This is a genomic window from Burkholderia sp. Tr-862 (genome assembly GCF_011753085.1).
GTDB lineage: Bacteria > Pseudomonadota > Gammaproteobacteria > Burkholderiales > Burkholderiaceae > Burkholderia > Burkholderia ambifaria.
Genome location: NZ_VWWG01000008.1, coordinates 48,156 through 62,888 on the forward strand (window position 1 = coordinate 48,156; position 14,733 = coordinate 62,888).

A 14,733-nucleotide genomic window follows, 5' to 3' on the forward strand; every position below is an offset into this window, starting at 1 on the left:
CCGCGGGCGCATTGATGCCAGCCCCCTTCATCCCGTTTGACAGCATGGCGACACATCGCAGCGCCACCCTTGCCGCTCGGCGCGCCTGTGTCGCCTCACTGAATCGCACCGGAACCTGAACGTCCTATGCAACGCATCCTCAACGTGCTGACTCATCCGCGTACGCTCTCGATTGTCGGGATCGTCGCGCTAGCGGCGATTCTCTTCATCGTCGCCGACATGCTGCAGCTGCCGCTCCTGTGGGCGGCGGTCGCCTTCGCGGCGATCCTCGTGCTGTGGCTCGGCGTCGCATTGTGGCGCCGCTGGCGCGTGAAGCGCGCGAACCAGCAATTGGGCCAGGTGCTGGAGGAGCAGGCGGAAACCGGCAAGATCGCCGCACCGGCCGCGGCCGCGCTCGCGCCCGACTCGAAGACCGCCGACCTCGACGTGCTGCGCACGCGCCTGTCCGACGCGGTGAAGACGATCAAGACGTCGAAGATCGGCCAGGTATCGGGCGGCTCCGCCCTGTACGAACTGCCGTGGTACATCGTGATCGGCAACCCGGCCGCGGGCAAGAGCAGCGCCGTGCTGAACTCCGGCCTGCAGTTTCCGTTCGCGGACAAGAACAGCGCCGTGATCCACGGCATCGGCGGCACGCGCAACTGCGACTGGTTCTTCACGACCGAAGGGATCCTGCTCGACACGGCCGGCCGCTACTCCGTGCACGAGGAAGACCGCAGCGAATGGCTCGGCTTCCTCGGCCTGCTGAAGCGCTACCGTCCGAAGGCGCCGATCAACGGCATCATCGTCACCGCGAGCATCGCCGAACTCACCGGCAACCGCCCCGAATTTGCGATCAACCTCGCCAAAAATCTCCGCCAGCGCGTTCAGGAGCTGACGGAAAAGCTCGAGGTGTTCGCGCCGGTCTACGTGATGTTCACGAAGGCCGACCTGATCACCGGCTTCACCGAATTCTTCAGCAGCAGCGACAAGCACGAGTACGACCGCGTGTGGGGCGCCACCCTGCCCTACGAGCCGGACGAGAAGCGTGACGTCGTCGCGCTGTTCGACGAGCGCTTCGAGGAACTGTACGAAGGGCTGAAGGAAATCAGCGTCGCGCAGCTGTCGCTGTCGCGCGGCAACCAGCTGTCGCCGGGCCAGTTGAGCTTCCCGCTCGAATTCTCGACGATCAAGCCGTCGCTGCGCGCGTTCCTCGCGACGCTGTTCGAGAACAACCCGTTCCAGTACAAGCCGATCTTCCGCGGCTTCTACTTCACCAGCGCGCTGCAGGAAGGCGAAACCAACAGCGCCGCCGCGCAGCGCATCGCGCACCGCTTCGGCCTCGACGCGAACGCGCTGCCGAAGCCGCACAGCGCGTTCTCGAAGAACGGCTTCTTCCTGCGCGACCTGTTCTCCAAGGTGATCTTCGCGGACCGCCAGACCGTGCGCCAGTTCGCGAGCCCGACCAAGACCCGGCTGCGCTACGCGACCTTCTTCGGCTTCGTCGCGGCCCTCGCGCTCGCACTCGGCGGCTGGACCTGGTCGACGATCGGCAACCAGCAGCTCGTCGCGAACGTGCAGGCCGACCTCGACAACGTCACGCGCCTTCAGCAGGGCCGCAACGACCTGCAGTCGCGCCTGCAGGCGATGGACATCCTGGAAGACCGGATCGAACAGCTCGAGCAGTTCCGCCGCGACAAGCCGGTGTCGGTGTCGCTCGGCCTGTACCAGGGCGACCGTCTCGAGCAGCACCTGCTGACCGAGTACTACAACGGCGTGCGCCAGATCCTGCTCGTGCCGGTCTCGCAAAACCTGGCGTCGTTCATGAAGGACGTGAACGCGCACCCCGAACAGCTCGTGCCGATGACGCGCCCGCCCGAATCGGGTGCCGTGCAGGGCGGCGCGCTGCCAGTCTCGACGAACCCGCCGGGCGCCGCACCGCTTGCCGGCGCCGCGCAAGGCGCATCCGCCGCGACGGCCGCCGCGCCGCAACAGCCGGCTGCTCCGCAGGGCGGGCTGTACAGCGACGCGTCGCCGACCAACGTGCAGGACGCGTACAACGCGCTGAAGACCTACCTGATGCTGTCCGACAAGCGTCATGTCGAACAGGCGCACCTGACCGACCAGCTCGCCCGCTTCTGGCGCGGCTGGCTCGAGACGAATCGCGGCAACATGCCGCGCGACGAGATGATCAAGAGCGCCGAGCGCATGATCTCGTTCTATCTGTCGCGCGTGACCGATGACGACTGGCCGATGATCGACGCGAACCTCGCGCTCGTCGACCAGACCCGCGAGAACCTGCGCCGCGTCGTGCGCGGCATGCCGGCCCGCCAGCGCGTCTATGAGGAAATCAAGGCCCGCGCGTCGACCCGCTTCGCGCCGATGACCATCGCGCGCATCGTCGGCGACGGCAACCAGGGGCTCGTCGCCGGCAGCTACGCGATTCCGGGCACGTTCACGCGTGAAGCATGGTTCGACTACGTGCAGCCGGCGATCCGCGACGCGGCGACCAAGGAGCTGCAGGCGAAGGACTGGGTGCTGAACACGTCGACGCAGGACGACCTGACGCTGGAAGGCAGCCCCGAGCAGATCCAGAAGACCCTCGTCGGGATGTACAAGACCGAGTACGCGCAGCACTGGCAGAAGTTCATGCAGGGCATCGCGGTGCAGGGCTTCAGCAGCTTCGGCCAGGCCGTCGACGGGATGAACCGCCTCGGCGACCCGCAGGATTCGCCGATCCGCAAGATTCTCGAGACCGCGTACGACCAGACGTCGTGGGACAACCCGTCGCTCGCGAACGTGACGATCAAGAAGGCGCAGACGGGTGTCGTGAACTGGGTCAAGCAACTGTTCACGCGCTCGCAGGCCGGCCAGATGGCGGCCGCGAACATCGACATCAACGGCAATCCGGCCGAGGTGCCGATGGGTCCGATCGGCCAGGAGTTCATCGGGCTCGCGCGGATCGTCGCGACGCACGACGGCACGTCGATGCTCAAGGGCTACATGGATTCGCTGTCGAAGGTGCGCACGCGCTTCAACGTGATCAAGAACCAGGGCGACCCCGGCCCCGGCGCGCGCCAGCTGATGCAGCAGACGCTCGACGGCAACGGCTCGGAACTCGCCGATTCGCTGAAGTTCGTCGACGAGCAGATGCTGACCGGCCTCACCGATTCGCAACGCAAGTCGCTGCGTCCGCTGCTGGTGCGCCCGCTGATGCAGGCGTTCTCGGTGGTGATCCAGCCGGCCAGCGCCGAAGTCAACAAGGTGTGGAACGCGCAGGTCTACCAGCCGTTCCAGAGCTCGCTCGCGACGAAGTACCCGTTCGCCGCGAATGCGAAGGTCGAGGCCGGCGCAGGCGAAATCGCGCAGGTGTTCGGTCCGGACGGTGCGATCGCGAAGTTCGTCGGCACGACGCTGGGCCCGCTCGCGGTGCGCCGCGGCGACACGCTCGCGGCCCGTACGTGGGGCGACATGGGCATCGGCCTCACGCCTGATTTCACGAACGGCTTCGCGCGCTGGGTCGCCCCGCTCGCCGGCGGCGCCGCAGGTGGCGCGGCCGCGGCGGCCGAACCGCAGACCGTGTTCCAGATCCTGCCGCAGCCGAGCACGGGCACGACGGAATACACGATCGCGATCGACGGCCAGCAACTGCGCTACCGCAACACGCCGCCGCAGTGGACCAATTTCGTGTGGCCGAACCCGCAGGGTTCGCCGGGCGCGACGCTGTCCGCGACGACCTTCGACGGCCGCACGGTGCAGCTCGTCAACGAGCCGGGCCGCTACGGTCTCGAGAAGCTGATCAACTCCGCGCAGCGCAAGCGCCGTCCGGACGGCACCTTCGACCTCACGTGGGTCCAGGGCAGCGTGAACGTGTCGGTGACGATGCGCATCATCAGCACGTCGCAGCCGACGAGCGGCGGCGGCGACCAGCCGCAGCAGCAGAGCCTGCGCGGCCTGCAGCTGCCGTCGTCGGTCGCCGACGCGAGCGCGGGCGCAGCACAGAACGCGACGCAGGCCGGCACGGGCGCGCCGGCCGCAGCACCGGCCGTCACGGCCGCCACCGCAACGAATGCACAGGGGGCGCAATGACGCAAACCGTTCAGGCGCAGATCGCCTACTTCGGCAAGATTCCGTCGCGCGGCGACTTCGTGAAGAGCCCGCACAATCCGCAGTTGCTGCAGACGCTCGATCGCTGGATCGCGCAGGCGCTCGAACTGCTCGCGGAAGATCCGCGCTGGAAGATCGTCTACGAGGATGCGAAGCCGATGCATTTCGCGTTCCTCGGCTCGCGCAGCAAGCTCGCGATCGCGGGCCACATGGTCGCGAGCCACGACGTGTCGATGCGCCGCTTCCCGTTCCTCGGCGCGACCGCGCTGGAAGTCGACCGGCCGCTCGCGTTCCTCGCGCGCAGCCCGCTCGCGTTCGCGCGGCTGTGGTCACGCGTCGCCGCGCAGATCCCGCCGCTGCTTGCCAAGGAGGAGCCGCCCGGCGCGCTGCAGGCGCTCGGCGACACGCAGGTGCCGATCGACGTCGGCGGCCCCGGCACGTCGCATGACGGCACCTTCAACGACTTCATCGAACACCAGTCGCTGTACGGCCTGCAGCAGATGCTGCTCGAAAGCGGCCATCCGGTCCGGCTGCGCGGCGCGATGCTCGCGCTCGGCTCGCTGTTGCGGCCCGTGATGCAGAGCGGCTCGTCGCACATCGAGCGCGGCCTCACGCTGCCGCTGCCGGTCGATCCGTTCTATCGCAGCCTCGTCGCCGCGTTCTGGCTCGAACTGATCGCACCGTTCGTCGCGCAGGCCGACTTCGAGCTCGCGATCTTCATCGGCTCGATCGCCGAGCGCGAGCGGTTGATCATCGGCTTCAACGGCGCGTCATCGAAGACGCTGCTGAGCGTCGTCGACCCGCAGACCTACGCCGCCCACAACATCGACATCGACGATCCCGAGTGGATCGACGCCCATGCGCAAAACGATCACCAGATCAGCAAGCTCGTCAGCTACCTCGACCAACCGCAACTCTCGCTGCGCGTCGCCATCGACGCATTCCGCGAAGCGTTCATCGGAGGCTGACCGGATGCAACGCACGATTCACGTCCGCCGCACGCGCTTCTCGCCCTTCGTGGCCGCCCTCGTCGCAGCCGGCCTCATCGGCAGCGGCGCGGCCTACGCGCAGAACACGGGCGGCGCGACCGTCACGCCGGTCGGCAACGGCACGGTCGCGACCGCCGCCCTGCCCGCCAATACCAATCCTGCCGCCGCGTCGGCCGCGGCGTCCGGCACGGTGGTGCGCGGCACGGCCGGCACGATCGCGCCGCCGCCCGCGAACGCGACGCCCGGCCAGGTGGTGGCCGGCGGCAAGGTGCCCGACGAGGCGACCAAGGCCGCCGTGTTGCAGAAGCTGCGCGACACCTACGGCGCGGCGAACGTGGTCGACCAGATCGAGGTCGGCGACGTCGCGACGCCGCCGAACTGGAGCGCGAACGTGCAGAAACTGCTCGGCGCGCAGCTCAAGCAGATCAGCAAGGGCCAGTTGAAGATCAACGGCACGCAGATCGAGATGAAGGGCGAGGTGCACAACGAGGCGCAACGCCAGCAGCTCGCGAGCGACATGGCGAACACGCTGAACCCGACGTATACGATCAAGAACGGGCTGCGTGTGTCGGCGTCCGAGCAGGGGCTGCTCGACCAGACGCTGGCGAACCGCACGATCGAGTTCGAGACGGGCAGCGCGACGCTCACGCCGCAAGGCAGGCAGATCCTCGATCAGATGGCGGCCGCGCTGTCGAAGTTGCAGAACCGCACGGTCGACATCATCGGCCACACCGACAACTCGGGGAACCGGACGTCGAACATCGCGCTGAGCCAGGCGCGCGCGGATGCGGTGAAGGGGTATCTGATCACGAAGAGCATTCCGCCGCAGCAGATGACGACGACGGGCGTCGGGCCGGATCAGCCTATTGCGCCGAATGATACGGCGGAGGGACGGGCGAGGAATCGACGGATCGAGTTCCGGGTGGGGCAGTAAGCGGCGATTCCGCGACATGGCGAACCGGGGGGCAGGATTACCGGCAGACTGTCCCGCGGATTGCGCAGGCCCCATTCTGCTCCCGCAGAGTCAACAAGTCGGTCGCCTGACCGACCGACTACTGAATCCAGCCATATTCCAGTGAAATACGCACTGCGCTGCTTGCGGTCGGCCATTCTGCTGTTCGTCGGTGGGTTCTTCGTGCTGGCGGGTGCAGCTGCCGCGATCAATTCGGCCATCCTCGTTCGCGCTCGTGCGTGGTCTCACGTTCCCGCCATTGTCGAGCGATGTGAGTTGTCTCTGCGATATGGCAAATCCGCTGTGACATGGGAGGCGCGCGCCGTCTTCCGCTATGGCGCGGGACAGGCGCAGCAGTACGATACGACGTGGCAGCCTGCCGGGTCGCCGGTGTATTCGCGTTCCGCCGCATCAAACATCAGCCGCGAACAGCTCGCCGCGTTCACGAAGACGTATTGCGACGCGGCCGCGGACGATGGCCTGCACGTTTCGCCGATGTTTCCGGGTATTGCGCGGCGCAACGAAGCGGTTGAGGGCGGAGCGTGGGTACGGGAAATCGGATTCGGTCTGTTCGCTCTGGTTGGCGGGATGATGCTGTGTGCGGTGGGTATTTCGCTGCTGCCGTGGATTGAGGAGCGCAAAAGGGACGCGGCAAAGCGCGGAACGCGGCGAGCATGCAATCGCGTCAGCGGTTCATGACGCAGACGGAAAGACTGGTTTCGGGTCACGCGGTCGCCTCGACACACGTGAGCTAGCTGATCGCCGTAGTGGGTGGCGCGAGGATCGGGCATTCACTGATCGTGCGCCCGTTTCAAGTAATCCATAAGAGTCGTTGCTCGTTGCTCCGCCGGCTCAGTCAGGCACTCCGCGCGATCCGCATTGCGGCCAAAGGCATCGAAGAAGAAACTCATTCGAATCGTCGCACCGCAGTCGAATGGCGTTTCGATCGTTAGCTCCGGCCATGGCTATTGTCCTCACGTGGCGGCGGCACCAACCCCGTCGGAATCGACGGCACCGCAACCGCCTGGAATCGGTCCTGCCCAAGCTCTTTCACAACCGTCGGCGACAGGACGGCGGCCGCCTTCGCGAATGCGCCCGGCTTCCCCTTGCTTGACTGGATGAGTTTCTGCACCGCCGGGTGCGTGTCGAACCGGGGATTCACTAGCAGCGCGTAATACGCGTATTGCTCGAGGTCGCTGCGATCGGTGAAGCGGTACTTGATCCACGCTTCCGCAACGGTTCTCGAAACCCTGCGGTGCGACTGGGCGTCATTGTCCTGATACTTCTTGCCGAGCCGCTTGCCGTATCGCTTCGCCAGATCACGCGACACGTCCACGATCGGCAACCGTGTACTGCCCAGCATCTCCCCGGGAAATGCCAGTTCGACATGACGGTCGGGGTAGAAGTGAACCTCGAGAATGCGCGAGCCGATAGAAACCGGCTCCTTGGTCAGCGGCAACGACACATCCGTCTCCGCCTGCTGTTTCTTCACCTGCTCGCCCGGTCGCCAGTCGTCCGCATCGTAATAGGTCCACTGAACCTTGAAATCGGTGCCCTTCAGCAAGTAACAGCAGGCGATGCTGCCTTCACCTGCCCCAGGTTCGAGATCACCGCCACCGCGTGCCTTATTGCCAAACTGATCGGTGATCGTGAATCGAACAAGGTTGTACGGCAGGTAGTTCAGCGCCTCGGTTGAAATGCTGGTGTAGGTCGGATCGGATTTGCTGCACGCCGCCATCGACACGAACAGCAAGCCTGCCGCTGCAACTCGCAACGCGGACGAGAACCGTCCGCGAGCGACGCATGCATCGTGACAGCCCTTGTTCATCGCGAACCCGCCGGGCCCGCGGCTCTCAGGTCTCGAAGCCGTCGCTCCCAACTGCCTCACGACTGCTCGTCGGGCCTCACACCCAGCAACTCGCGGATATGCGACAGCGATCCGTCGTCCTTCACGACGCTCTCGAGCCACTTGTGCAGCGGCATGTCGGCCCATTCGGCGGCCTTGTCCGCGAGATACGCGACCGGGCTGTGCGGCTCGGTCTGCCGGAAGTAACGCGCGACGGCGCGCAGCTGGTCGACGGCCTGCGCGCGGTTCTGGATGCCGGCAATCATTTGCGTCATCGGAGGACGCGGAGCGGTCTGCGACTGCACATGGGTCTCCTCGGTGGGGAACGCATCGCCGAAGCTCGGCTCGATGCGCTCGGGCTGCGTCTGCGATGACGACGGCGCCTGCGGCGCGCTGCCCGTATAGCCCTGCTCGCGCGCAAAGCGCTCGGTGAGCCGATACACGGTCTCGAACGCGTCACGCGCCTGCCGGAAGCTCGGCGCCGAATCGCCCGCACGTTCGACGAGCCGCTCCTCGAACGCGTCGAGCGAGAACTCGAACGCCTTCAGGTTCGCGAGCAGCGTCGTGTAGAACGCGATCGGCGTCACGCGCCGCGACGCATCGACCTGCTCGACCGACGGTTTGCCGCGCGCGATGTCGTCCGCGTGCTCGGGGTCGCGCTTCACGGCCTGCGCCACATGCTGCGCGACTTCCCAGTCGAGCGTGGTGAACGCGTTCGACGCGCCTTCCGTCACGGGAATGCCGCGCAGCAACTCGGCCGTGCGGCCGGACAGCCACGCGACGTTGCCGAGCCGGTATTCGACGTCGTCGCCTTCGGGCAGCGGATGCACGGTGTCCCAATAGTCGCGGCACAGGCCTTCCAGCAGCGCATAGCCTTCGGTGAGGCCGGTGATGCCGTCCTCCAGCGCGAGCGCTTCGGTCAACCACACGGCGAGCCGCAAGTCCTTGGTGCGCGTGCGCAGCAGCTCGCCCGCGTGATCGACGACGAAGCCCCAGTCGGCCTCCTTGATCTCGGTCACCCACTCGCCCTGGTCGAGCGTCGGATCGTCGTAGCGCCGCGCGTCCTGGATCGCGTCGAATTCGTTCGAGAACAGCAGGTCGTCGCCGCTGGGCGATGCATCGCTGATCGGCGTCAGCAGCTCGGGAAGATTGATCGGCATGGTTCGGTCAGTTCATCAATGCGTGTTGCGCGGCCGCGCTCATTCGACGGTGTATGCGAATTCGCCGGCCTCGTCCGCGCGCACCGCGATGCGCGCGATGGCCGCGCCGTCGGCGATCCGGCCGAGCACGTGGCCCGCGATCTCCGGCAGCAGCGTGCCGTTCAGGATATGGTCGACGTTGCGAGCGCCCGAGTCGACCTCGGTGCAGCGCGCGAGCACCGCATCGACGAGCGATTCGTCCCACTCGAACGCGGCCTTGTGGTTCGCGTCGATGCGGCGGCGGATCCGTTCGAGCTTCAGCTCGATGATCTCGGCCAGCACGTCGTCGGAAATCGGGTAGTACGGCACGACCTTCATCCGGCCGAGGAACGCGGGCTTGAACGTCTTGTACAGCTGCGGGCGCAGCGCCTCGGCGAGCGCGTCCGGATCGGGCAACTCCTCGGCCGGCTTGTTCAGGCACGCCTGCATCACCGCGGTCGACCCGACGTTCGACGTCAGGATGATCAGCGTGTTGCGGAAGTCGATCTCGCGCCCTTCGGCGTCGTCCATCGTGCCCTTGTCGAACACCTGGAAGAACATCTCGAGCACGTCCGGGTGTGCCTTCTCGACCTCGTCGAGCAGCACGACGGAATACGGGTTGCGGCGCACGGCCTCGGTCAGCACGCCGCCCTCGCCGTAGCCGACGTAGCCCGGCGGCGAACCCTTCAGGCCCGACACGCTGTGCGCTTCCTGGTATTCGCTCATGTTGATCGTGACCATCTTGCGCTCGCCGCCGTACAGGATGTCGGCCAGCGCGAGCGCCGTCTCGGTCTTGCCGACGCCCGACGGCCCGACGAACATGAACACGCCGCGCGGCTTGTTCGGATCCTCGAGGTTCGCGGTCGCCGTGCGCACGCGCTGCGCGATCGCATCCAGCGCATGGTCCTGGCCGATCACGCGCGCGCTCAGCAGCGGTTGCAGATTCAGCACGGTGTCGATCTCGTCCTTCACCATCCGGCCGAGCGGAATGCCGGTCCACGCGGCAACGATCTCGGCGACGACGTGGCCGTCCACCTGCAACGGCACCATCGGCTCGCCGCCCTGCAGCGCGTGCAGCGCCGCGACGCGCTCCGCCAGCTTTTCGCGGGTGGCCGGCACGTCGACCGGCTCGCCGTCCTCCGACGGGCCGCGCCCCTTGTCGAGCGTGTCGCGCAGTTCGGTGATCTCGGCGACGATCACGCGCTCGGCTTCATAGCGCGCCTCGCCCTCGGTCAATTGCGCGAGCGCCGTGTCGCGCGCGCCGCGTAGCTCGCCGAGCCGCTCGTCGTGCGACGCGCCGCCCGCGGATTCGCGCTCCAGCGACGCGATTTCCGCGTCGATGCGCTCGATGCGCTTCTTCGTGTCGTCGATCGCCGCCGGCGTCGCGCTGTGCGCGAGCGCGACCTTCGCGCACGCGGTGTCAAGCACGCTGATCGCCTTGTCCGGCAACTGGCGGCCGCTGATGTAGCGATGCGACAGGCGCACGGCCTCGGTGATCGCGTCGTCGAGGATCCGCACGTTGAAGTGCTTCTCCATCAGCCCGGACATCCCGCGCAGCATCGCCGCCGCGAGCGGCTCACTCGGCTCCTCGACCTTCACGACCTGGAAACGCCGCGCAAGCGCCGCATCCTTCTCGAAGTACTTCTTGTATTCGCTCCACGTCGTCGCGGCGATCGTGCGCAGCTCGCCGCGCGCGAGCGCCGGCTTCAGCAGGTTCGCCGCGTCGTTCTGGCCGGCCTGGCCGCCCGCGCCGATGATCGTGTGTGCCTCGTCGATGAACAGGATGATCGGGTGCGCGCTCTTCTTCACCTCGTCGATCACGCTCTTCAGACGGTTCTCGAACTCGCCCTTCACGCTCGCGCCGGCCTGCAGCAGGCCCATGTCGAGCACGTGCAGCGCGACGCCGCGCAGCGGCGGCGGCACGTCGTCGGCCGCGATCCGCAACGCGAGACCCTCGACAACCGCCGTTTTGCCGACGCCGGCCTCGCCGGTCATGATCGGGTTGTTCTGGCGGCGGCGCATCAGGATGTCGATCGCCTGGCGGATCTCCGCTTCGCGGCCGATCACCGGATCGATCTTGCCGTCGCGCGCACGCTGCGTGAGATTGGTCGTGTACGTGTCGAGCGCGGGCGTCTTCGACGGGCCGGCCGCGGGCGCGGCGCCGTTGGCAGCCGACGCGACGTCGCCCTCTTCCGTATCCGGCTGGCGCGGCTCGGCCTCGCTCGAGCCGCCCATGATCTCGTCGAACTTGTGCTTCAGGTCCGTCACATTCATTTCCGCGAACTGCGACGACATGCGCTGCGCGAACTGCGCGAGATCGGGCGCGGTCAGCAGCGCGAGCAGCAGGTGCCCCGAGCGGATGCGGCCGAGCTGCGAATCGAGCGACGCGATCAGCCACGCTTGCTCGAACAGCGCGATCAGATGCACGGAGAACACCGGCGTGCGCGTGTTGCCCGTCTTCAGCCGCGTGAGTTCGCGCTCGAGATCGGCACGCAGCGCATGCGGATCGACGCGGCTCGCGCGCAACGCGAGCGGCAGGTCGCCCGTCGCTTCGTCGAGCAGCGCGAGGAACAGGTGCTCCAGATCGACCTCGTAATGGCCGCGCGCCAGGCACGCGCTCGCCGCACGCTCGGTCGCGTGCCGGCACAGCGGATTCAGTTTCGTGATCAGGGTCTTCAGAGGCGTGCTCATGGCGTCGATCTCAGGTTCGATTGGTGTTTATTGTCGTTTGGAATCAGTGAATCACATGCAGTTCGTAGCGGGCGTCCGAGCGGTCGTCGAGCGCGTCGCGCGTGCAGAGGAACGCGTCCCAGCCGAGCCGCGAGCCCGCGCCGAGCACGCTCGCGCCAACCTCGGTGCGCTTCAGCACGAGCTTCACCTCGTATTCGAGCGTGACGCCGGCGAGCAGCGTCAGCATCCGTTCGAGCGCGACGGCGTGCGCGCCGCCGGGCAGGAACGCCTCGTAGTCGCGCTTGGACAGCGGGCCGACGACGATCCGCGCGCGCATGTCGCGCTGCCACACACGTTCGCCGACGAGCGCCGTCGCGCCGAGCACCGCGTTGACCTCGCCGAGCACGCTCAACTGGTCGGGCGGCACGTCGTACCATTTGCCGACGAACTGGTCGATCTTCACCGGCACGCGGAAGTAGTCGGACAGCGTGCGCTGCAGGTACGCGGCCGACATCGGCCGGTGCCGCGCGGCGAGCGCGTAGCCGGCGACGGCCTCGTCGAGCACGCCGCCCGCGCCGGCCGCGAGGCTGTCGCGGATCTCGTCGCTCGGCACGCCGGCGATCGCGAGCAGGAGCGGCAGGTAGCGCTCGTCGCGATCGAGTTCGTAATGGAACGGCAGCCGGTATTTCTTCCACGCCGCGTAGAACAACGCGGTCGCGCGGTTCGAGAACACGTCGAAGAACGCGCGCGCCGCGTGGTCGCGCTTCAGGTGCTCGCGCGCGACGATCTGCTCGGTGTAGTGCAGCGGCAGCGCGCCCTGAGCGCCGAGCAGCCCGAAGAACGCGGGCGTCAGCTCGACGTGACCGAGCTCGCCGGCCGCGAGCGCGGCGCCGCGTTCCTCATCCGAATCGAGCAGCTTGCCGCCGTCGTGGAACGAGCGGGCGCCTTCGATCTCGCTCGGCGGAAAGCCGAGCGACAGCGTGTTGCGGAATTCGATGTGCTGCGCGACGACGTCACCCTGCCGCCATGCGCCGGGCGCATCGGACGCCTGCCGCGCGAACAGCCCTTCGAGCACGCGCACCGCCTGGAAGAATTCGAAGCGGTGCGGCTCGTCGAGCAGCGCGTCGACTACGCCAGGATCGATTCGCCGGTTCGGGGCTTGCATCGGATGATCTCCTCGCCGGTGCGCTTCGACACCACGACTAGTTGAACGAAACTGTTGAGGTGGACATACAGCCCGAAGAAGCTGTCGAGCACGCGCACGAACGACGCAAGGCTCGCACCGACGAAGTGCTCCTCGTCGATCGTCAGCCGGATCTCGATGCCGCGCACGAAGGTCGCGAACGGCTTGCCGGGCAGCCACTGCACGGCGCCGCGCTGCTCGACGCCGGCGAGGCCGTCGATCTGGCGCATCGACACGGCGGTGCGCCGCAGGTCGTACAACGTCAGCATTTCCTTGAGCGGCGCGAGCCCGTGCGCGACCAGCGACACGTGGTTCAGCGCGAGGTGCGACACGAGCCGCCAGTGCGCGGCGCGGCCGCGCTCGAAACGCACGCTCTGGGTCGGGCGCCGCAGCAGCGAGATGCCGCTCGTCTGCGCGCCGCCTTCCTGGAACAGGTCGCCGCCTTCGAGGCCGAACGCGAGCATCGACGGCAGGTCGCGGTTCGTGCAGGTGAGGTCGAGGCTCAGCGTGTCGGTCTGCGGCGACGTCGGCTCGAAGTCGATGTCGACGATCGAGATCTCCGTTTCGTATCCGGGGCTTTTCTGCGCGACCCAGTCGTTGCGGCGCGCGAACCAGTAATGACCGATCCGCGCCGATTCGCCGTGATGCAGCGAATAGAATGGCCGGAACTCGATCACCGATTCCTCATGCGCCTGCTGCCGGACGAGCTTCACCGAATCGATCGAGTACACCTCGTACGCGAACGCTCGGCGCGCTTCGGCGATCACCGGATACGACACCGCGCGGTGCGTGATGCGGATCGGCTCGCCGTGCTGGCGGAACAGGTTGACGATCGGCGTGCAGAACAGCCGGAAATGGCTGGCCGTCAGCAGCTCGAGCAGCCGTGCAACGTGTGAATCGCTGCGCACGTCCTGCAGCACCAGATGCAAGGTCGCGCGCTGGCAGCGGCCCGACGCGCGCGCGATCGCCGCGAGGTCGAAATCGACGAAATCGAACTTGTCGGGGAACGCGAAGTATTCGGTGAGCAGGCGATAGGCGGGGTGCGACTTCGCCGGGTAGTCGATCAGCGCGTCGTCCTCGTCGAAGCCGGCGTGCGCGATCGGCAGCTTGCGCAGCGCGGTCCAGCGGCCGTTGCGCTCGGGCTCGACATACGCGCCGAGCACGTTGACGAACAGGCAGTCGGTCAGCGCGGCGACGAACGACTGTTCGCCGTGCAGGTGCGCGCGCAGCGTCGGCAGCTTCAGCGCGCCGAGATCGAGCTGCGCGGCGAGCGATTCGAACGTGATCGAGATCACGCCCGTCGCGTTGGACGGCAGCACCGTCGCGCTCGGCGCGAGCGCGACCGGCATGTAGCGCGCTTCCGAAATGCGGATCGGCGCGAGCGTCACGTCGTACGCGGTGCGGAACCGGCACTGCACGCCGCGGATCGGACGGCTCTTCAGCTCGGTGCCGCGGTCGATCACGACCGGTTCGGTCTGCTGGCCGGGTGAAGCCGGTGTGAATTGCGCGATCGAGCACGACGGGAACGGCCGCAGGTAGTGCGGATACAGCACTTCCAGCAGCGCTTCGGTGAATTCCGGGTAGTCGTCGTCGAGCTTCTTGTTGATGCGCGCACCCAGCAGCGCGAACGACTCGATCATCCGCTCGACGTGCGGATCCTCGCAGTGCTCGCCGGACAACGCGAGCCGCGCGGCGATCTTCGGATAGCGTTCGGCGAAATCTCGCGAATAGCGCCGCAAAAACGATAATTCGCGCTCGTAATACGGCAGCAATTCTTCCATCGACGACCCCGAACCTCAATATTTCCTGCCGGACCCTGTTCCTCCACC

The 14,733-nt window shown here is 67.0% G+C and carries 9 protein-coding genes; 4 read left to right on the forward strand and 5 right to left on the reverse strand.

Annotated features, from left to right (window positions below; translation table 11 throughout):
* Positions 1–126: 126 nt before the first annotated feature.
* The 4 genes from tssM (at position 127) to F3J14_RS04860 (ending at position 6,726) form a co-directional block, all read left to right on the forward strand.
* Complete coding sequence (gene tssM, locus F3J14_RS04845; RefSeq protein ID WP_166722040.1) at positions 127–4,068, forward strand: type VI secretion system membrane subunit TssM; 3,942 nt, start codon at positions 127–129, stop codon at positions 4,066–4,068.
* A complete protein-coding gene (gene tagF / locus F3J14_RS04850) occupies positions 4,065–5,054 on the forward strand; it encodes a type VI secretion system-associated protein TagF (protein WP_006755789.1) in 990 nt (329 codons plus the stop codon). Before tssM ends, tagF begins: the two co-directional genes overlap by 4 nt.
* A gap of 4 nt (positions 5,055–5,058) precedes the next feature.
* A complete protein-coding gene (locus tag F3J14_RS04855) occupies positions 5,059–6,009 on the forward strand; it encodes an OmpA family protein (RefSeq protein WP_166722041.1) in 951 nt (316 codons plus the stop codon).
* A gap of 141 nt (positions 6,010–6,150) precedes the next feature.
* Positions 6,151–6,726, forward strand: coding sequence for a hypothetical protein (locus tag F3J14_RS04860; protein ID WP_166722042.1), 576 nt, complete (start codon positions 6,151–6,153; stop codon positions 6,724–6,726).
* Between the two features lie 250 nt (positions 6,727–6,976).
* On the opposite strand, the gene F3J14_RS04865 is transcribed toward F3J14_RS04860, so the two are convergent.
* The 5 genes from F3J14_RS04865 to tssF are packed head-to-tail and all read right to left on the reverse strand — an operon-like array spanning position 6,977 to position 14,685.
* Positions 6,977–7,855 carry a DUF3304 domain-containing protein gene (locus F3J14_RS04865; RefSeq protein ID WP_247682128.1) on the reverse strand — a complete coding sequence of 293 codons (879 nt, stop codon included), beginning with the start codon at positions 7,853–7,855 and terminating at the stop codon, positions 6,977–6,979.
* 56 nt (positions 7,856–7,911) lie between these two features.
* Complete coding sequence (tssA, locus tag F3J14_RS04870; protein ID WP_166722043.1) at positions 7,912–9,033, reverse strand: type VI secretion system protein TssA; 1,122 nt, start codon at positions 9,031–9,033, stop codon at positions 7,912–7,914.
* Between the two features lie 39 nt (positions 9,034–9,072).
* The gene (tssH, locus tag F3J14_RS04875; protein WP_166722044.1) at positions 9,073–11,742 is read right to left on the reverse strand and encodes a type VI secretion system ATPase TssH; all 2,670 of its coding nucleotides are present in this window, start codon (positions 11,740–11,742) and stop codon (positions 9,073–9,075) included.
* Positions 11,743–11,785: 43 nt separating this feature from the next.
* Entirely contained in the window at positions 11,786–12,886 is a 1,101-nt protein-coding gene (gene tssG / locus F3J14_RS04880) for a type VI secretion system baseplate subunit TssG (RefSeq protein WP_166722045.1), read from the reverse strand.
* The gene (gene tssF / locus F3J14_RS04885; protein ID WP_166722046.1) at positions 12,850–14,685 is read right to left on the reverse strand and encodes a type VI secretion system baseplate subunit TssF; all 1,836 of its coding nucleotides are present in this window, start codon (positions 14,683–14,685) and stop codon (positions 12,850–12,852) included. Before tssF ends, tssG begins: the two co-directional genes overlap by 37 nt.
* Positions 14,686–14,733 lie beyond the last annotated feature (48 nt).